Here is an 18965-nt window from a genome sequence, read left to right as displayed (position 1 = left end):
ACACCCAAACATACAGGAATTTTGTCTGCAGAAAACGGTATGAAAACTATCAGGGGATTCGCTTCTGCAACCGTCGGCAATGTCGCCTGCGGTTTTGACGTTCTCGGCTTTGCCATAACCGAGCCGGGTGATGAAGTCATCCTGACACTCGATGAAGAAAAACATACCGGCTCTCCGGTCTCCATTTCATCTATATCCGGAGATGGCGGCGCGTTGCCGCTTGACCCGAAAAAAAACACATCGAGCTTTGTTGTTCTCAAGTTCCTTGAATATATCCGGACCCATAAGCAGATTGACTTTAGCGGTCATATTTCACTTGAACTAAAAAAACACCTGCCGCTCAGCAGCGGTATGGGAAGCAGTGCCGCCAGCGCTGCTGCAGCCCTTGTTGCAGCCAACGAGCTGCTGGGAAATCCATGTACAAAAATGGAGCTGGTACATTTCGCTATTGAGGGTGAACGGGTTGCCTGCGGATCAGCTCATGCCGACAATGCCGCTCCGGCTATTCTCGGTAATTTTGTGCTGATAAGAAGCTATACACCCCTTGACCTCATCACGATACCTTCGCCTGAACACCTCTACTGCTCCCTTGTGCACCCGCATACCGAACTGCGCACCTCCTATGCCCGTTCGGTACTGCCGACCGAGATACCGCTCAAACAGGCGATCCAGCAGTGGGGTAATGTCGGCGCACTTGTCAGCGGTCTGTTGACCTCAGACTATGAACTTATCGGACGCGCTCTGGTTGACGTTGTCGCGGAACCGAAACGCGCACCGCTCATACCGGGATTTTTTGATGTCAAACAGGCGGCAATTGATTCCGGAGCCCTCGGATGCAGCATTGCCGGCTCAGGCCCCTCAATTTTTGCCTTCTCTTCATCCGAAAAAACAGCTCTGGCTGTCGGTTTGGCCATGAAAGAGGCATTTCTGCACTCCAAAGCCCGCCTTGAGTCCGATATGTGGGTATCACCCATATGCAAGCAGGGCGCAAGAATACTGTAATAAAACAATAGAAGCGTAACCTTAGTCATGATCTACTTCAGCACCAATAAATCCTCCATACCGGTCTCCATCAAGAAAGCCACACTTGAAGGCCTTGCTCCCGATGGAGGGCTTTATGTCCCTTCGGAAATCCCGCATTTCTCACCCGGCGAGATCGCCCTGCTTGAAGGCGCCAGCTTTAACAATATCGCATTTGCCATTGCTAAAAAGTTTATCGGTGGTGAGATCCCCCTGGACCTTCTCGGCGATATGATTGAGAGCTGCTATACATTCGAGACTCCGCTTGTCGAGTTGAACAGCGATACCTTTATTGAAGAGCTGTTTTGCGGACCCACACTGGCTTTCAAGGATTACGGCGCACGCTTTCTTGCTCGTCTGACCGGCTATTTTGCCGCCGAAGATGACCGGCTTATCACCGTGCTTGTTGCAACATCGGGAGATACCGGAAGCGCTGTAGCTTACGGATTTCAGGGTATTGCAAACACAAGGGTGGTGCTGCTCTATCCTTCCGGAAAGGTGAGCCGCCTGCAGGAACAGCAGTTAACTACAGCGGGAGGCAATGTACACGCTCTTGAAGTCAACGGCGATTTCGATGACTGCCAGCGAATGGTAAAACAGGCCTTTGTCGATCCCGCCCTCAGCAAAAAACTGACCCTCACATCGGCCAACTCTATCAACATATCGCGCCTGATTCCGCAGTCATTCTATTACGCCTGGGCAACCCAGCAGCTCAGGGAGCGTTTCGGCAATATTGAGCCTCTTTTTGCGGTACCGAGCGGCAATTATGGCAACCTGACTGCCGGCATACTGGCAAAAAAAATGGGCTTTCCCATCGGCCATTTTATTGCCGCGTCAAATGCCAATGACAGCGTAACCCGCTATCTTGATGACGGGCGCTACGACCCTCATCCAACCGTCACCACCCGTTCAACAGCAATGGACGTCGGCAATCCAAGCAATTTTGCACGGCTGCGGTATCTCTATAACAACGATCATACCGCTATGGGCCGTGATATCACGGGTATCTCCGTCTCGGATAAAGAGACCCTTGCAACGATCCGCTCGGTTTATGAACGCTTCGGCTACACTGCCGACCCTCATACCGCAGTCGCTTTCCGTGCGCTTGAGCTGTACAGAAGTTCCGGACAGAGTGCCGGAAAACCGGGAGTTGTTCTGTCAACCGCCCATCCGGCAAAATTCCTCGAAGTTATCAGTGATGCGCTTGACCGGGAGGTTGAGATCCCTGAACGCCTTAAAGAGGTTCTCAACAAAAAGAAAATGGCTGTAACAATCAGTTCGGACTACAACGAGCTCGCAATGTACCTCAACAGGCTTGACTGTTAACCATTGAAAAAAGGGCCAATGAACTTCAGAACCCTGATTTTTTTTCTCATCCTGGTGCCGATCATGTTTATCGGGATGACCATCTACCTCTTTGTCAACCTCATTGACAGGAGCGGTGACAGTTTTTACCGGCTGGCTGCATGGTGGGGGCGTTTCAGTGCAAAACTCTTCGGAATTTCAGTCGAGGTTATCGGCCGGGAAAACTACAGCTCCGATCAGAACTATCTGCTTGTCAGCAATCATGCGGGGATGGCTGATATTCCACTCATCCTCGGCAACATTGCTATCAACCTCCGCTTTCTGGCAAAAGAGGAGCTTGGCAAAATTCCGATCTTTGGATGGACGCTCAAGCTGGCAGGTTATGTCATGATTAAACGGGGGCAGAACAGGGATGCTCTGAAAAGCCTTCTTGCGGCATCAAACGTCCTCAAAAAAGGGCGCTCCGTCCATATCTTCCCCGAAGGTACCCGCTCATTCGACGGCAAACTGCTCCCCTTCAAACGGGGAGCTTTTCTTGTTGCTGAAAAGGGTGGGGCTCCGGTTCTGCCGGTCACGATTATCGGCAGCCATCTGATTACACCGAAAAAAAGCCTTAAAATCAACAAGGGAAAAATCAGAATCATCATCGCCCCGCCAATTCCGCCATCACAGTTCCAGAGCGTTGAAGAGCTCAAAAACACCTGTGCCGGTATCATCGGAAGCAATCTCGAGAAGTACAGCTATAACTAACCGCGATAAATTGTCGTGAGCGGTTTGAGTGCAAGGCGGATGGAGCGCAGAAACCGGAATGTACACGTCGTACATGAGGATTTCGAGCACCACCCAACAAAGCAATCAAATCGCGGAACAAATTTATATGTTGCGATAGAGGTTCACCATTTCGATCGCCGTCATGGCTGCATCAAACCCCTTGTTGCCGGCTTTCGTACCAGCCCGCTCAATTGCCTGCTCAAGGTTTTCCGTAGTCAGAACACCGAATGCAATCGGAACCCCTGTCTCAAGAGAGGCCTGGGCAATCCCCTTGGTCGCTTCAGCGGCAATAACATCAAAATGGGGAGTAGAGCCTCTGATTATGGCCCCAAGGGCGATAATGGCGTCATAGTTACCCGTCACCGCAACCTTTTTGGCAACCATCGGCAGCTCAAAAGCGCCGGGACAGCGGTAGATGGTGATGTTCTCCTCCGATCCTCCGTGGCGGCGAATGCAGTCCAGAGCACCCTCAACAAGCTTCTGACCAATAAAATCGTTAAAGCGGGAAACAACTACTGCGAACCGTGAATCCTTTGCACTCAGTGCACCTTCAACCTGTTTAATCTGCATAGCTCAATTCTTTTTTTTTATGAGGCTGATTCTATGAACGGCAGTATCCAAGCAGCCGTTCCACAAGATCGATAATAACATGACCGATGGCGATATGAGACTCCTGCACCCGGTCGGCACTGCCTGAATGGGGAACAATAACCTCAAGATCGGCCATCCCTTTCAACACTCCTCCGTCTCCGCCAAGCAGGGCAAGGGTCTTCATCCCGTTCTTGTTTGCATAGTCAAGTGCATTGACAACACTTCTGCTGTTGCCGCTGGTTGAGAGTCCCAGGAGAATATCCCCTTCTCGCCCGTAGGCTTCAACAAGCCGGGCAAACACCGCATCGTAACCAAGGTCATTGGCACCTGCCGTCAGGGCTGAGCTATCGGTAGTCAGCGAGATGGCCGGAAGTGCCGGTCGCTCAACGCTGCTGCGGTAGCGTATGGTGAGTTCTGTCGCAAGATGCTGGGCATCGGCCGCGCTGCCGCCGTTGCCGCACAGCAGTACCTTGCCCCCCTCCTCAAACGTTCCGGCAATCATACGCGCCATGGCAACAATAACCGCACTGTTCTGGCGCGCAACACTCTCCATCAGGCGCGCACTGTAGAGCATGGTGTCAAGCACCACCTCATCGTAGCGGGTTCGATCACACATCCCGTCGGAACACCTGCAGTCACTCGGCATACAATCGGGTTAAAAAAACGTGAACTGACAATATTTCGAGAATATAATGAAAAAACCGGAGGCTTGCTCTACATGGCAGTGAGCAAAAAAAACTCCGCCTCATGCACAGGCACAGGGCGGAGTCGGAAACAATGATGAAAAAGGCGGCGCTTAGTGGTACTGGGCGCTCTCTTCCTTGACAAATTCAACCAGAAGCTTCAGGTTTTCAGGATCCATATCAGGCAGAATACCGTGGCCGAGGTTGAAAACATGGCCGGAGTGCTCGGTATGCTGACCGAAAGATTTGAGAATCTTGGAGGCCTCTGCCTTGATCAATGCCTGCGTGCCATAGAGTACAGTCGGATCAAGGTTACCCTGCAGAGCCACGCGATCGTTCAGCTCGGCACGTGCCTTGCCGATATCCATCCCCCATCCGAGACCCATCGCATCACAGCCGGTGTCAGCAATTTCGGAAAGAATGGTGTTGCAATCCTTTGAGAAGACAATAACCGGAGTATCAGGATGTTTGGCCTTGATCGCCTGCACGGTCTCCTTGATGTAAGGAAGGGCGTATACACGGTAGTCATCCTCGGAAAGTGCGCTTGCCCATGAGTCAAAGATCTGGATAGCATCGGCTCCGGCCTCGATCTGCTTGAGAACATAAGCGGTGATAACACTCGAAATCTTGCGAAGAAGCGCATGAGCCATTGCCGGTTCACGGTACATCATCTTTTTGGCATAGGCGTAATTCTTGGATCCGCCGCCTTCTACTGCATAGGTAAAGAGGGTCCATGCCGCACCGGTAAAGCCGATGAGGGGAACACGGTTGTCGAGCTCTCTTTTGGTCATTCTGAGCGCATCCATCACATAGCCAAGCTTTTCATCGATATCAGGAACAATCAACTTGTCGATATCGGCCTGGGAGCGAATAGGATTAAGCTTGATCCCTTTGGATTCGATAATCTCGACATTCATGCCCATCGCTTCATTGATGACAAGAATATCAGAGAAAATAATCGCAGCATCAACACCCATCAACTCAACAGGCTGAATGGTCACCTCGGTAGCAAGTTCCGGGGTCTTACAAAGGGTTAAAAAATCGGTTTTCTCTCTGACTGCACGGTATTCCGGTAAATAACGACCGGCCTGACGCATTACCCAGATTGGCGTCCTGGAACATGGCTGACGCTTTAATGCCCGAAGAAAAAGATCATTTTTGAGCATGCAATGCAATAATTTGATGGGTTAACAAAACAAGCTGCCCGTCAGAGAATCCGGTAGTCGACACCCCCGGCTGAGAGCAATGTAAAAGTGCAAAGGTACGTTTTTTTACCCTTTTATTAAAACTTTCCGACAGATCGTGACTCCACCGGCACGATCCCCGAAGAGAAAAGAGTCTCAATCAGCTTACAATGTGTCGTTTGATGCCCAGCTGTTTTGCGTTGTAACCGAGAGCAAGACCGACCATTTCAGAGAGATGGAATACGGGAATAGAGCTCTTGATGCCAGCCTGCTTGAGCGCTTTTGCCTGATAGCCGTCAAGAACTGTATGGCAAAGCGGGCACGGGGTTACAATAAAATCGGCTTTCAACTCCAATGCCTCTTCAAGCGCCTCTCCGGCAACATTGAGTGACTCCTGTTCGGCAACCAGCAGGGTATGAAATCCGCAGCAGCGGTTTTTATGCTCATAGGGAATGGTCTCTCCGCCAAGAGCCTCAATCAACTGGTCAAGAGAGCTCGGATCAAGAGGATTGTCCTTGCCGAGCACCGAAGAGGGCCGGAGAATGTGGCAGCCGTAAAACGGTGCAATCCGGTAATCCTTGAGAGGAACCTTCACTTTCTGGCGGATGGTCTCCAGGCCGACATCGTCAATGAGAACCCAGAGAAGATGACGGACCTCGGCAGTGCCACGATATTCAAGCCCCTCTTTTTTCAGCAGCTCATTGACCTCCTGCTTCAGCTCCGGTGATTCATCCAGTTTTTTCTTGGCCGTCCGGATCGTCATAAGGCAGGTATTGCAGGAGACAACAAGGTCAAGACCCATTTTTTCGGCATAGGCAATATTGCGGGCATTGACCAGCGCGAAGTGTTTCGGACTGACATAGTCAAGATTGCTCCCGCCGCAACAGGTACTCTCGTGCAGTTTAACCAGTTCGATTCCAAGATCCTTCTGCCAGAGATCAATCGAGCGGTCAACCTCTTTCGTCATCGACTCATTGATGCAGCTCAGATAGTATGCGTATCGCTTCATCCGGAAGTTCCCCCGATTATTTTTTATGAGATTTATGATCCTGCTTCACATGCTCGCTCATCTCTCTGAACTCGCTCCTGAAAGCCTTTATTCCTTTGGATGGTTTGACCATCGGAGGAGGTGGCGGGGTACGCCGTTTCAGGATCATTTTAACAGCCATAGGAAGAAGGTTCTGCATCGTCCAGAGCACACCATTGGTCCGGAACGGCAGGGTAGCTTCAACCAGTTTGCCTTTCTTTTCAATATCCGACATAAAGGCTTCAGCATGCTTGGCTCCGCTGGTATCCTTCATACCCCTGCTCTCAAGCGCATCTTCGCGTATGCCGTGGATGGCATCCATGATCGGAATGCTTTTCACACAGGACTCCTGACAGCGGTAACAGTGGGTACAGTCCCATACACCGTGATCCTTGACCAGTTCGGCAAGACGGAGATCATGCATGGAATCCCTGGTATCAACATTCATCCGGTAGGATTTCAGCAGTACGGCCGGGGAGACATACTCCTTGTTGGCCCTAAGGATACTGCACTCGGAAACACATGATGCACAGAGAATGCAGTCGGTTGCCTTGTCATATTTCAGAAACTCCTCTTCGGAAACAAGAAACTCCTTTTTACCCATCTCACTCTCGGGCATGGTGGAGTCCACCCAGTTTGAGTAGTGCTTCATCTTGTCGACAAGAGGATCCATATCGACAATCAGATCCTTGATGAGGGGCAGGTTGCGTAACGGTTCAACCCTTATTACACCTTCCTCCTTCGACTTGGCGAGCATATCCCATACCTGGGTAGTGCAGGCCAGCATTGAAATTCCGTTCACGCGCATACCGCACGATCCACAAATACCTGCCTGACAGAATGCCCGGAAACTGACCGAGGCATCGACATGCTCCTTGATGTAGTTCAATGCACGAAGGACTGTAATACCTCTTTCGACAGGAATGGTATAATCGTCAAAATAGGATTTGCTGTCAACCTGCGGGTTAAATCGGAAAACCCGGAAGGTTACATCTCTTTTTCCCTCTTTATGCTGATCTGTAGACACCGTCATAAGCGAAATAGTTAATAGGTTCTTTCCTGGAGTTCATAGCGACCCATAGTGACCGGTTTTTCACCGAGTTTAACGTGACCGTCTATCAGGGTTGCCATGGTGTGCTTGTGCCATTTTTCATCATCCCTCGTCGGAAAATCTGTCCGGGTATGTGAACCCCGACTCTCTTCGCGGGCAAAGGCACCGGCAGCAACGGTTTCAGCCAGATCGAGCATATTTTTCAGCTCCAGCACCTGCAAAAGATTGGTATTGAACACATCACTGCTGTCAGAAACCCTCACTTTTTTGAACCGCTCTTTCAGTTCCGCAACCTCCGCTATCCCCTTCTTCAAAAGGGAAGATTCACGGTAGATGCCGACATTGGCCGCCATGGTCTGACCAAGCTCTTCACGCAGTTCGCCATACCGCTCATAGTGACCGGATGGCTGCATGCTGCTCCGGAGCTCTGCGAGCTGATCCTTGACCTCATCTTCCGATATCGCTGCCGGCTCGAATTTTCTTGCTTCCAGCGCTGCACTATGACCGGCAATACGGCCGAAGACAAGGATATCAAGCAGTGAGTTCCCTCCAAGCCGGTTTGCACCGTGAACTGAAACACAGGCTGACTCACCGGCGGCGTAAACACCTTCCATCACCGTGCGTCCGTAATTATCAGTATCAATCCCGCCCATGGAGTAGTGGGCGGTCGGGCGGACAGGAATCGGCTCCAGAATGGGATCAACTCCCTCAAAATTCATAGCCATCTCACGTATCTGGGGAAGCCTTGACTTGATCAGATCAGCACCGAGATGGGTAAGATCGAGATGGATATATTTTCCTGCGGGGCTGTCAAAACCTCTGCCCTGGAGAATTTCCGTTTCAAGTGAGCGGGATACAAGGTCCCGGGGGCCAAGCTCCATCTTTTCGGGTGCATATCGTGACATAAAACGCTCACCATCCTTGTTGAGCAGATAGCCGCCCTCACCTCTGGCGCCTTCGGTAACAAGCAGGCCGCTCTTTCTCAGACCGGTGGGATGGAACTGGACAAACTCCATATCTTTCAGCGGAATACCTGCCCGGTAGGCGATAGCCTGGCCGTCACCGGTATTACCAGCAGCATTGCTCGACCGGTTCCAGTACATCTTGGCATAGCCGCCTGTTGCAAAAATCACGGTTCTTGCAGGAAAAGCCTCAACCGCACCGGTCTTCATGTTCATAGCGATCAACCCCTTTGAACGACTTCCGTTGACGGAGAGGTTGAGAGCAAAATATTCATTGAAAAATATCACCCCTTTTTTCAGGCACTGTTCGTAAAGGGTCTGGAGAATGGTATGGCCTGTCTTGTCTGCGCAGTAGCAGCATCTCGGACGCCCGGCACCACCGAATGGCCTCTGGGCAATGGTATTGTCATCGAGCCTTGACCATGGAGTCCCGATATTTTCAAGTTCCCGGATAATTTTGGGCGCTTCACTGCAGAGCACCTCTACAGCATCCTGATCAGCAAGATAATCGCTACCCTTGATGGTATCGAAAATATGCATTTCTACCGTATCGTCCTTTGCCTTGTTGGCAAGAGCCGCATTGGCGCCACCCTGTGCCGCAGAGGTATGCGAACGGTTGGGATAGACCTTGGAAAGCACGGCGATATTCAGTGCGGGATTGGTTTTCATTGCCTCCATAGCGGCATAAAGACCGGCACCACCGCCTCCGACAATAACGATATCAAATGGTTTCATTCGCTCAAATCTCCTTATGAAGCTGTCAGGCAAGCCCCACTGATTAAATGAACGGGCACAGCCGCAGCCGAAAGCCCGTTCATTGAAATGTTCTTTATGGTAAAACCGAAGAAAGCAGTTTCAGAGAACCTGACTGCTACAGGGCGACATGATCGTCATGGACCGGAAGTTCCTCAACTGCGTGAAGCACATCGGCCATATTGAGCACACCGACAACCTTGTTGCCTTCCATGACGGTAAGACGTCTGATATTGGTTCTTTTCATCAGACGGAGGGCATACTTTATTCTGAGGCCGGGATTAACACTGATCAGAGGCTTGCTCATGATCTGAAATACAGGGGTGTTCCAGGGGTCGCGATGGACATCTTCACCCGGATCGATCACTTTTTCAAGGATATCCTTTTCGGTAACGATACCATAACAGTCATCTTCGTTACGGGGCTCGACAAGCAGGCCGCTCTCGGAGCTTTTTTTCATAATCTGAAGCGCCTCGGCAACCGTACAGCTTCCTTTGATTTTATGAAATTCTTTCTGCATAAGGGCGGATACCGGCAGCGTACGCAAGGTTATAAGCTGATCCATAGTTATCAGGTTACTTATGATTAATAAAACACCTCAATACCCTCTTATTATCTATCAGACAGCATAACAGGGCACCAATTTCATGACCGAAAGCTAAAAAAGGCGGGAACGCCACAATATCACCCGTAAGGTTGGCGCAAGAACTTTCAATTTATAAAAAAAATCCACACAATTGCAAAAACAGCCCCGGGCAAAAGAGGGAATTATGCAATACCGTGCATTTTTTTATACTCCGCCCAGTTATGTTTCAGGGCAAGAAATGCATTGAAATCGGGCTGAAGAAGAAAGGGATTGGAGCGGCGTTCAATGCCGATGGAAGAGTGCGGTGCGTTCCCGTAATCGTGACCGGGCCAGACTTTTGTGGTATCCGGCAGGCACAGGAGCTTCTCATGCAGGGAGTTGTACTCTTCAAGAGCCTGGGCACGGGTGACCGTGCCTCCGACCTTTCCGGTGAAGAGCGTGTCACCGGTAAAAAGGGCATCACCGACAAGAATGCAGATGGAATCCGGAGTATGACCGGGAGTATAAAGAATTCGGGCTTCAAGGGTGCCGAGAGAAAAACAGGCCGCATCCTCAACCCTGACTCCTGTCCGGGGGCAGGTATCGCCGTAAAGCAGCGGAACAATACCGGTAAGGCGCCTGATCGCCCCGTTGCCATTGGTATGATCGTCATGGCCATGGGTTGAAAATACATACCGGATGACAAAACCATGCTCTTCGGCAAACCGGACAATCGAGGAGGTATCAAATGATGCATCAATCACCAGCGCTTCACCCGAAACTTCATCGGCAACAAGATAACCGAAGTTCCTGTCACCGCCCGTACGGAACTGTTCTGCAATCATAGGCTCTCTGGCAATCAGACCATTTTTTCACTCTGCATAAGAAAATCCCCGGTAACGACGACCGGGTTCAGTTCGGGCTCACGGCACCCCTCTCAATCCATTCAGCCGGTCGCAACCCTTTTTCAGGTCTGAAGAGAGTGCCGGAGTGATCGTCACCCGTCAGAAAAAACGAGGCGCACGTCGACACAGGAGAGAGGAGAAGCCGGAAGTTATTTTCCGGCCCCCGCCACTACTGACTCCGCAGAGGTGCAGCAGATATCCGACTGCACCTGACAGAGCATGCTTTCGGTCGCCTGCTGCATGATTTGTGACATGATCGCATCACTCATGAACTTGAGTATTCCTTCCGGCATAAGGTTCAAGGGAAAGGAGATCTCAAAATCAAGTGCTATATCGGTATCAAAAAAAACTGATGTCCGGTTATCCTTGTGATGCAGCAGACAAATCTCGGAACTTGCCTTGCCGATAAAGGTATTAGGGCCCACCGCATCAAATTCGGGATAGTCATGAACCGCCTCCCAGCGGATTCTTTTGCCTTTTCCGTCGAGATGTATTCCGGGTTTCAGTCTCGATACAAATTTCTGCCCATAGCTGTCGTCAACCGTGATGCTCTCTTCATGCTGACGGACAAAAAAGACCGCTGTAATCGGATTGTTCCGGGGATCATTAACCTGAAAAACCCACTGAAAAATATCGAGATCAACGTGATATTTCACATTACTGCAATACGGATTACACTTGAGCAGTTTTTCGTGATCCGAAAAATATATGGTTGATTCATGCAGGCATGAATCAAGGACGATATGCACAGTACTTTTACCTACTACTTCCATGATAAAACCAAAATAATTGAGAAACTCATCAGACAACACTTGTGGAATTTTTTAACGCCCTTACCCCATAGAGAGTTCCTGAATGCATGCGTGCGATTTCAGAAAAAACAGCTCTGCAGGCAGATCCGTTCTCTTCAATTGATTGCGCATTTTTAAAGAGAGAAAAGGCTCATCTCCCTGCCATACAGAAGTCACATTGACCACTGACCGTGACCGCTATGGAGCTGCAATCCAAAACTGAATTCATGATTTAGGCTTCAGCGCATCCGCAATAGTGTTGATTGAGCCTGCAAGTGTCGTCAGAGCCAGATCAACCATTTTGAGCTGTGAACGGTTGATATCAACCAGCGCCTGGCAAAGAAGTGTAAATGAGGCAATGGTGTCAACACCCCCCTCTTCTGATTGCACATTTGCCGCAGCAGGCTTCGGGACCACCGCCGGTTTCGGCTGTTCCGTACGCACTGACGGGACGGAACTTTGTGTCCGGGTTGTTTGCGCCTCTGCCGCTGCAGGAGCTGCTGCAGGCTCAGGGGTGAGTGCGCGTTTTTTAAAAAAGGAAAAAAATCCGCCTTTTTTTTCTTGTGCCATAGGAGTAATACCGTTTAGGGTTGAGAATAGCGTTCTTGATGAAGGTGGCCGGATAATCGTCATACACCCGGATAACTTCAATATCGATCAATACGAGCTCCGAACCTCAGCCAGGAGTCTCTCTCCTCAAAAATACGCAGAAGCTGACAGCTGTAGAATCAGATAACGAATCAACCGCTTTTTCGGGCATGACCGGCAAGGGAGATATCGTCACCTGATGCTGCCCGCCAGTGAGCGGGAAAACATCATGAACTGAAAAATATCGCCTTGAGCGTAACTGAAAATTCCGATAAATTCCTTAATGTTGCAAACAGGCCGTTTGTATCACAAGAGAGTCTGCGAAAAAATCTCCCTGCGAACGCAATAAAAGCAAAAGAACATCACTACGACATAAACAAACGCTCAAACAACCATGGAAGAAACAGTCAAGTACACAACACTGTATGCACCGGTACTCTTTTTTGTTTCGGGTGTGTTTATTGTCATGCTTCTCAACAAGTTTATCGGGAAGCAGCAATCGGATAAAAAAACAAAATAATCCGGCCTCCAGGGGATGAAAATTGTTGCGTCATCCCTGCATCTCATCTTTGGCCGCCATCAGGACGGCAACAGTAATTTCCCGACACCCCGTCTCCGCTGCATACTCCTCTGCTACCGCCTTGATCTTGCCCTGCATGAATGATGGAATGGAGTGCAGCAACCCAAGGGCATCATCACTCCATTCAACAGGGTGCGATGCGCGCCCCTCTTTCAGCGTTTTCTCATACTCGTAAAGAAGGTCATCAACAAACTCTTCAATAGTCTCACTCTCTGAAAGTGCTCCCGGCGGAATGATTTTTTCCGCAAGTATCCGGTTCCGCACCAGATGAATTTTCAATTGCGGTAAATAGAGTACTGCAGCCAGGGTGTCAGGGCTGCCGCAGGTGAGAAAGAGTGCGATTTTTTTTCGCCTCAGATTCTTTTTAAGATTTCCCTGTATCAGTGCCGCAAGAAGCTGGGAAGAGACAAGAAAATAGTAGACCGGTGCGCCGAGTATGACAATATCAAACTCCCTGACGAAACTGTAATCGGCCATCGCCTTGCATTTCGCTTTTTCAACATAGGCACCGGACTCTGCAAGCTGCTGACCGATTGAGTCGATAATTGCCTCTGTAGAACCTCCGGCAGTTTTGCTATCATATAAAATAACAGCTCTCATCAACAAAAAGGATAAATGTTGCTCTATGAAACAGCGAAAACACTCCGCATCCGCTTAACGCTGTTTATGTTTTTTTGTGTGGTGTGGTAATATATCACATAAAACAGTTCAACAAGCAGTGCAGCACCCAAAAATAGCCGAAGCAAACCGGCACAAACCCGGAATGTGCAACTAATAAAGCATCTCAAGCATTGATTCTTTTTATACGGTTAAACACTATTGAAGGACGACAGAGCAAAAAGAGGATCCCCGAACAACCCGTAAGGCGGAGGGTTGATGTTCGGCAGGAAAAGGGCAAGAAGCTGTTCTGACCTTTTTTCTATTTGCTCTACAAAGTAAAATGTTTTAACTTGATTAAAATCCGTAAGTAAATAGCGGAATCAGTTTTTAAACCATACCTCTTTCAATAAACCTAAACAATAACAGCCATGTCAAACGGATCAAACGATGTATCAGGCGCAATCAGCAACCTGCTCGATACCGTCGGTAAACTTGGACAGCAGCAGATTGAAATCCTGAACAACGGCATCAAAACTGCAACCCAGCTGATCGAGCCTCTTGGTAAAACAGCTACCGACCTTGTTGGAAACCTCCTGAACACCTTCAACCAGGTTTTGCAGAACATTTCAGCAGCTATTGCTCCTAAAAAGTAAGCGCTTGAATTTCCTGAAAAAGCACCTTATGCATACCGCATAGGGTGCTTTTTTTTTGCATTCCTCAATTGATTTCTGACTGTTATAACGACACCCCGAGACCGTTGCCGCATGACCATAACGGATAATATCGCTTCACTCTTCGCATCCGGATCCCGCAAGAGCCTCTCAATCACAAAAATTCAGGGCGATGCATCAAGTCGTCAATATTTCAGAGTTACAGAACCGGGCAATACCGTAATTGCCTGCTACGATCCTGCATTTGAACAGACGGCAAAAGAGGAGTATGCTTTTCTTGTAATGCACGCACTGTTCAGCAGAAACGCTATTCCTGTTCCGGAAGTCATTGCTGTTGATGAAAAAAAAGGGCTGCTCCTTCTTGAAGACTGCGGAGACCAGCTGCTTCAGAATCTTTTCGGTTCACCGGCTGCAGAAACAATTCCCGGCCGGTACCGGGAGATTATCAGGACGCTCATCCGGCTCCAGTCAATCCGTGGTGATCAGAAGAAGATTCCGTTCAACATCAGTTTTGACCGCGAAAAACTCATGTTTGAATTTGATTTCTTTATCACCCACTGCCTGCTTGACTATTTTGCTCCACAAATGGACTCGAATCTGATTGGCAGCTTGCGCAGTGAATTTGAAACCATTGCAGCGATACTCGTCAAACCAGAGCACTTTGTGCTGAACCATCGGGATTTTCACAGCCGAAACATACTGATTCACCAGGGCAAACCGGTGATTATTGATTTTCAGGATGCCCGTATGGGGCTTCCGCAATATGATGCCGTCTCGCTGCTGCGAGACTCCTACGTCACACTTCAGCCGGATCTCACCGAAGAGCTGAAAGCCCTCCACTATAATGAACTCCGGCTTGGCGGCGTGACATCAATGAGCTTTGACGAATACCTTTATTATTTTGATATCATGGCTTTTCAGCGCAATATCAAGGCAATAGGCACCTTCTGCTACCAGACCAGGGTCAAAAAAAACAGTACGTTTGAGCACTCCATAGCACCAACACTGCGTTACCTCCCTGATTATATCGACGCAAGAGCCGAGCTGAAAAAGGCGGGAAAACTCCTGCATGCAATTATTGAAGAAAACAGGCAATGAAAGCATTTGTCCTTGCTGCGGGTTTCGGGACCAGGCTGAAACCACTGACCGATCATATCCCGAAACCTCTGATTCCGGTTCTCAACATTCCATGCCTGTTCTATACCTTTTATCTGTTGAAGCAGGCGGGGATCAGGGAGATTATCTGCAACACACACCACCATGCCGATACGATCAGGCGTTTTATCGATTCAAGCAAGCTGAGTGATCTTGAGATATCTTTTTCAGAAGAACCGGTAATTCTGGGAACCGGAGGTGGGCTGAAAAAGTGCGAAAAGCTGCTTGGCGACAGTGAATTTATTCTCGTCAACAGTGATATTATCACCGATATAGATTTCACCGCTCTTATAGCACATCACCGGCAATCAAAACGAGCCGGAACCCTTACCCTTTTTGAAACACCCGAAGCCGCATCCATAGGGTATATAGGCATTGAAGATGGGCTGGTAAAGGATTTTCGGAACCTTCGCAATTCCGGCCTCGTCTCCTCTTTTATCTATACCGGAACAGCGGTACTGACTCCGGAAATATTCAGCTATCTGCAAAACGGCTTCTCGGGAATTGTCGATACCGGATTTACCGGGCTTGTCGATAACGGTGGGCTGAGCTACTATCAGCATGAAGGGGTATGGATGGATATCGGTACCATGGCGAACTACTGGAAAGCCAATCTTGACCGGGAGTCGATTATTTCCCGGATGGCCGCCCCCATGAAACGAGCGATCGGCATGGAGCCGCACAGGATTTCACCCTCAGCTGAAATCAGCCCGGATGCCCTGATTTCAGGCTCGGTCATTGGACGAGGATGCAAAATCGGTCCGGGGTGTACCATAACCGATTCGGTGCTGCTGCCTGAAACCGAAGTCAGGACGGGAACAACCATCATCAACTCCGTGGTCGACCCCTTTCATACCACTATAATGGGCAATCCCAACTAAAACAGGACAGAACATGGTAGCAACAGGACTGGATATGCTGCTCAGAGAGATTGCAAGGTTTCGAAACCGGAGAGTCGGCCTGATTGTCAATCAGAGCTCCGTTACACCTGATCTGCAATACTCATGGAACCGCCTGAAGGAAAACGGGATCAGGATAGAGCGAATTTTTTCGCCGGAACACGGGCTCTTTGCTACCGAACAGGACCAGATTGCTGTCGATTACCAGCCGGAGCTTGGCTGTGAAGTGGTCAGCCTCTATGGCGACTCGACCGAAACGCTGCTTCCCGACCGCTCACTCCTCGACGATCTCGACCTGATACTCTTCGATATTCAGGATGTCGGCTCCCGGTACTACACCTACGTCAACACCCTTGCACTCTTCATGGAGGTTCTTTCCGGAAAAGAGACCGAGATCATGGTGCTTGACCGCCCGAACCCCCTCGGGGGCACGATTGTAGAAGGCCCGATGCTCGATATGGAATTTAAATCATTTGTGGGCATTTTCCCCGTTCCGGTCCGGCACGCCATGACCGCCGGAGAGCTGGCGCTGCTCTACCGGGATTTCAAAAAGCTTGATCTGAACCTCACCGTCATGAAAATGGAGGGGTGGCAGCGCTCCATGCTTTTTCCTGAAACCGGCCTGCCCTGGATTCCGCCATCCCCGAACATGCCGACATTTGCAACTGCCGAGGTCTACCCCGGTATGTGCCTCTTTGAGGGGCTGAACATCTCGGAAGGCAGAGGAACCACCACTCCGTTTCAGCTTTCCGGCGCGCCATTCATCAACCCTGAAGAGCTTGCCCGGCAGTGCCGGAAATACGGGCTCGAAGGAGTTCTTTTCCGCCCGACATGGTACAAGCCGACATTTCACAAGTTCTCGGGTGAAGTGTGCGGCGGAATCTGGCTGCAGGTAACCGATCATGCCCGGTTCAGGTCATTCGCAACCGCGGTGGCCATGACCGCAGCCCTTCAGACGCACTATGGCGAGCAGCTCCGGTTTTTAAGAGGCGTATACGAGTTCAACGACACCATTCCGGCATTTGATCTTCTGGCAGGAAACAGCACCATTCGCACCTCCATACAGAGCGGAGTGGAACCTGTCAGCTTGCCTGCATCATGGCAGGATGATGAAAAGAGCTTTCAACAGGATAAGCAGCAGTTCCATCTTTATGATTAATATGCGGGAAGATGCCCTGATTTGTTAACCTTCCATCAACGAACCCTTTTTTACTAACCTCCCCGGAATATTCAGACCATGCAGCCAATCGATCTTGCAATCATCGTCCTCTTTCTGGCAGGCAATACACTCTTCGGTCTCTGGCATGGAAAAAGCAATAAAAGCAGTAAAGACTATTTTCTCGGCAACCATAATCTGCCCTGGATAGTCTCAATGCTCTCCATTGTAGCATCCGAGACCTCGGTTCTGACCTTTGTCAGTGTTCCCGGCCTTGCCTACCGGGGTGACTGGACCTTCCTTCAGCTTGCCATGGGCTACATTGTCGGCAGAGTCCTTGTCAGCCTTATTCTTCTGCCCATGTACTTCAAGCATGGGGTCAGCTCCATTTATGAGATTATCGGCTTACGCTACGGCCCGGGCATGCAGAAAGTGGCCGCCATCGTTTTTCTTGTTACCAGGACTCTCGGCGATGCCATCAGGTTTCTTGCGGCAGGTGTTGTCGTACAGGTTGTCACCGGATGGTCACTTCCGCTTGCGGTCATGATTATCGGTGTTGTCACGCTTGTCTATACCCTTTCCGGCGGAATCAAGGCCGTTGTCTGGCTTGAAAGCTTCCAGTTCAGCCTCTATCTCCTCGGCGGCATTCTTTCAATTGTATTCCTTCTCCAAAGCATAGACCAGGGACTCCCGTCAATAATAAGCTCACTCCTGGCAGCCGGAAAACTGAACATCATCAACACCGATCCCCATATTTTAACCAATCCGCTCACCTTTATCAGTGCCTTTATCGGCGGCATTCTCCTCTCACTTTCGTCTCACGGAGTTGATTACATGATGGTACAGCGTGTGCTCGGCTGCAAGGATCTGCGATCGGCAAGAAAAGCGATGATCGGCAGCGGGTTTTTCGTTTTTTTCCAGTTCTCTGTTTTTCTGTTTGCAGGCTCCCTCATCTCGGTTTTCATGCACGACGCGCCAATGGAAAAAGACCGGGAATTCGCCTTTTTTATTGTTCACCATCTTCCGGCCGGACTGAAAGGGCTGCTGATCGCCGGAGTATTATCTGCCGCAATGTCAACGCACAGCTCGGCAATCAACTCTCTGGCCTCTTCAACAGTCAACGATATCCTCGGAGGAAAGGGTTCGCTTGGCTTTTCAAGGGTAATCTCACTCTTCTGGGCGGTGCTGCTGATCATCATAGCGTTACTGTTTGATACCGGCAGCAATGCTATTGTTATGGTCGGGCTGGAAATAGCATCGTTTACCTATGGCGGTCTGCTGGGACTCTTTCTCCTGTCAAAAAGCAAACGCAACTTTCATGCAGCAAGTCTGGGCGCCGGATTGATTGCGAGCATGGGCATCGTCTTTGTACTCAAATTTATGGGACTTGCATGGACATGGTATATCTCTGTTTCAGTTCTGGTAAATTTGCTGGTAACAATAGGCGTGGATCTGATCTTCTTCAGCAAAAAAGATCAGGCATCTCAATAATACCTTATATTCAAAGAAACAACTATCTTTGACAAGATGCGCCACATAACGGTTTCATGAAGTGAACCGGCGCAAACAGAAAAGCCATCAAGCACAGAATTGTGACCTCAAGCGCCTCCATCCCTGCATGCCAGAATTTCCGGTATGTACGACATACTTTCACTCTTTTCCATTTTGGACCGGGCAACTGAACCGTTCAGAACTGGATTGCCGGGAG

The 18965-nt window shown here is 49.7% G+C and carries 20 protein-coding genes; 9 read left to right on the top strand and 11 right to left on the bottom strand.

The window, feature by feature from the left end; genetic code table 11:
* Positions 1 to 39: 39 nt before the first annotated feature.
* The 3 genes from G9409_RS04160 to G9409_RS04150 are packed head-to-tail and all read left to right on the top strand — an operon-like array spanning position 40 to position 3075.
* On the top strand, positions 40 to 1002 hold the full coding sequence (locus G9409_RS04160; RefSeq protein ID WP_166807576.1) for a homoserine kinase: 963 nt from the start codon (positions 40 to 42) through the stop codon (positions 1000 to 1002).
* 27 nt (positions 1003 to 1029) lie between these two features.
* On the top strand, positions 1030 to 2346 hold the full coding sequence (gene thrC / locus G9409_RS04155; RefSeq protein ID WP_166807575.1) for a threonine synthase: 1317 nt from the start codon (positions 1030 to 1032) through the stop codon (positions 2344 to 2346).
* 18 nt (positions 2347 to 2364) lie between these two features.
* Complete coding sequence (locus G9409_RS04150; protein WP_166807574.1) at positions 2365 to 3075, top strand: lysophospholipid acyltransferase family protein; 711 nt, start codon at positions 2365 to 2367, stop codon at positions 3073 to 3075.
* A gap of 123 nt (positions 3076 to 3198) precedes the next feature.
* Here the strand turns inward: G9409_RS04150 and ribH are convergent, their stop codons facing one another.
* The 10 genes from ribH to G9409_RS04100 form a co-directional block, all read right to left on the bottom strand.
* Entirely contained in the window at positions 3199 to 3666 is a 468-nt protein-coding gene (ribH, locus tag G9409_RS04145) for a 6,7-dimethyl-8-ribityllumazine synthase (RefSeq protein ID WP_166807573.1), read from the bottom strand.
* 31 nt (positions 3667 to 3697) lie between these two features.
* A complete protein-coding gene (locus tag G9409_RS04140) occupies positions 3698 to 4333 on the bottom strand; it encodes a D-sedoheptulose-7-phosphate isomerase (RefSeq protein ID WP_166807572.1) in 636 nt (211 codons plus the stop codon).
* Between the two features lie 150 nt (positions 4334 to 4483).
* Complete coding sequence (gene hemE, locus G9409_RS04135) at positions 4484 to 5536, bottom strand: uroporphyrinogen decarboxylase (RefSeq protein ID WP_166807571.1); 1053 nt, start codon at positions 5534 to 5536, stop codon at positions 4484 to 4486.
* Between the two features lie 178 nt (positions 5537 to 5714).
* Positions 5715 to 6563, bottom strand: a complete 849-nt coding sequence (locus tag G9409_RS04130; protein WP_166807570.1) for a CoB--CoM heterodisulfide reductase iron-sulfur subunit B family protein — start codon at positions 6561 to 6563, stop codon at positions 5715 to 5717.
* A 16-nt stretch (positions 6564 to 6579) separates the two neighbouring features.
* Positions 6580 to 7614, bottom strand: a complete 1035-nt coding sequence (locus G9409_RS04125; protein ID WP_166807569.1) for a succinate dehydrogenase/fumarate reductase iron-sulfur subunit — start codon at positions 7612 to 7614, stop codon at positions 6580 to 6582.
* 11 nt (positions 7615 to 7625) lie between these two features.
* Entirely contained in the window at positions 7626 to 9329 is a 1704-nt protein-coding gene (locus G9409_RS04120; protein WP_166807568.1) for an FAD-dependent oxidoreductase, read from the bottom strand.
* A 136-nt stretch (positions 9330 to 9465) separates the two neighbouring features.
* Positions 9466 to 9912 (bottom strand): CBS domain-containing protein, encoded by a 447-nt coding sequence (locus tag G9409_RS04115; RefSeq protein ID WP_166807567.1) that lies wholly within the window; start codon positions 9910 to 9912, stop codon positions 9466 to 9468.
* Positions 9913 to 10115: 203 nt separating this feature from the next.
* The gene (locus G9409_RS04110; RefSeq protein WP_166807566.1) at positions 10116 to 10757 is read right to left on the bottom strand and encodes a hydroxyacylglutathione hydrolase family protein; all 642 of its coding nucleotides are present in this window, start codon (positions 10755 to 10757) and stop codon (positions 10116 to 10118) included.
* A gap of 209 nt (positions 10758 to 10966) precedes the next feature.
* A complete protein-coding gene (locus tag G9409_RS04105; protein WP_166807565.1) occupies positions 10967 to 11590 on the bottom strand; it encodes a DUF1997 domain-containing protein in 624 nt (207 codons plus the stop codon).
* 243 nt (positions 11591 to 11833) lie between these two features.
* Entirely contained in the window at positions 11834 to 12178 is a 345-nt protein-coding gene (locus G9409_RS04100; protein ID WP_166807564.1) for a hypothetical protein, read from the bottom strand.
* A gap of 412 nt (positions 12179 to 12590) precedes the next feature.
* Between G9409_RS04100 and G9409_RS12090 the strand changes: the two genes are divergently transcribed.
* On the top strand, positions 12591 to 12716 hold the full coding sequence (locus tag G9409_RS12090) for a hypothetical protein (protein ID WP_006365786.1): 126 nt from the start codon (positions 12591 to 12593) through the stop codon (positions 12714 to 12716).
* 30 nt (positions 12717 to 12746) lie between these two features.
* On the opposite strand, the gene G9409_RS04095 is transcribed toward G9409_RS12090, so the two are convergent.
* Positions 12747 to 13376: a flavodoxin domain-containing protein gene (locus G9409_RS04095; protein WP_166807563.1), complete on the bottom strand. Its 630-nt coding sequence runs from the start codon at positions 13374 to 13376 to the stop codon at positions 12747 to 12749.
* 428 nt (positions 13377 to 13804) lie between these two features.
* Between G9409_RS04095 and G9409_RS04090 the strand changes: the two genes are divergently transcribed.
* From G9409_RS04090 to G9409_RS04070, 5 genes are all read left to right on the top strand, one after another.
* Positions 13805 to 14029: a hypothetical protein gene (locus G9409_RS04090; protein WP_006365671.1), complete on the top strand. Its 225-nt coding sequence runs from the start codon at positions 13805 to 13807 to the stop codon at positions 14027 to 14029.
* Between the two features lie 111 nt (positions 14030 to 14140).
* The gene (locus G9409_RS04085) at positions 14141 to 15145 is read left to right on the top strand and encodes an aminoglycoside phosphotransferase family protein (RefSeq protein ID WP_166807562.1); all 1005 of its coding nucleotides are present in this window, start codon (positions 14141 to 14143) and stop codon (positions 15143 to 15145) included.
* Entirely contained in the window at positions 15142 to 16083 is a 942-nt protein-coding gene (locus tag G9409_RS04080) for a sugar phosphate nucleotidyltransferase (RefSeq protein WP_166807561.1), read from the top strand. The genes G9409_RS04085 and G9409_RS04080 overlap by 4 nt, the downstream gene beginning before the upstream one ends.
* 13 nt (positions 16084 to 16096) lie before the next feature.
* On the top strand, positions 16097 to 17260 hold the full coding sequence (locus G9409_RS04075) for an exo-beta-N-acetylmuramidase NamZ family protein (protein WP_166807560.1): 1164 nt from the start codon (positions 16097 to 16099) through the stop codon (positions 17258 to 17260).
* Between the two features lie 78 nt (positions 17261 to 17338).
* The gene (locus tag G9409_RS04070) at positions 17339 to 18748 is read left to right on the top strand and encodes a sodium:solute symporter (RefSeq protein WP_166807559.1); all 1410 of its coding nucleotides are present in this window, start codon (positions 17339 to 17341) and stop codon (positions 18746 to 18748) included.
* The last annotated feature ends 217 nt before the right edge of the window (positions 18749 to 18965 follow it).

Origin of the sequence: Candidatus Chlorobium masyuteum (genome assembly GCF_011601315.1) — a bacterium.
GTDB lineage: Bacteria > Bacteroidota > Chlorobiia > Chlorobiales > Chlorobiaceae > Chlorobium > Chlorobium masyuteum.
Note: the sequence above shows the minus strand (reverse complement) of the source record. Positions and strands in the feature narration are given on the sequence as shown.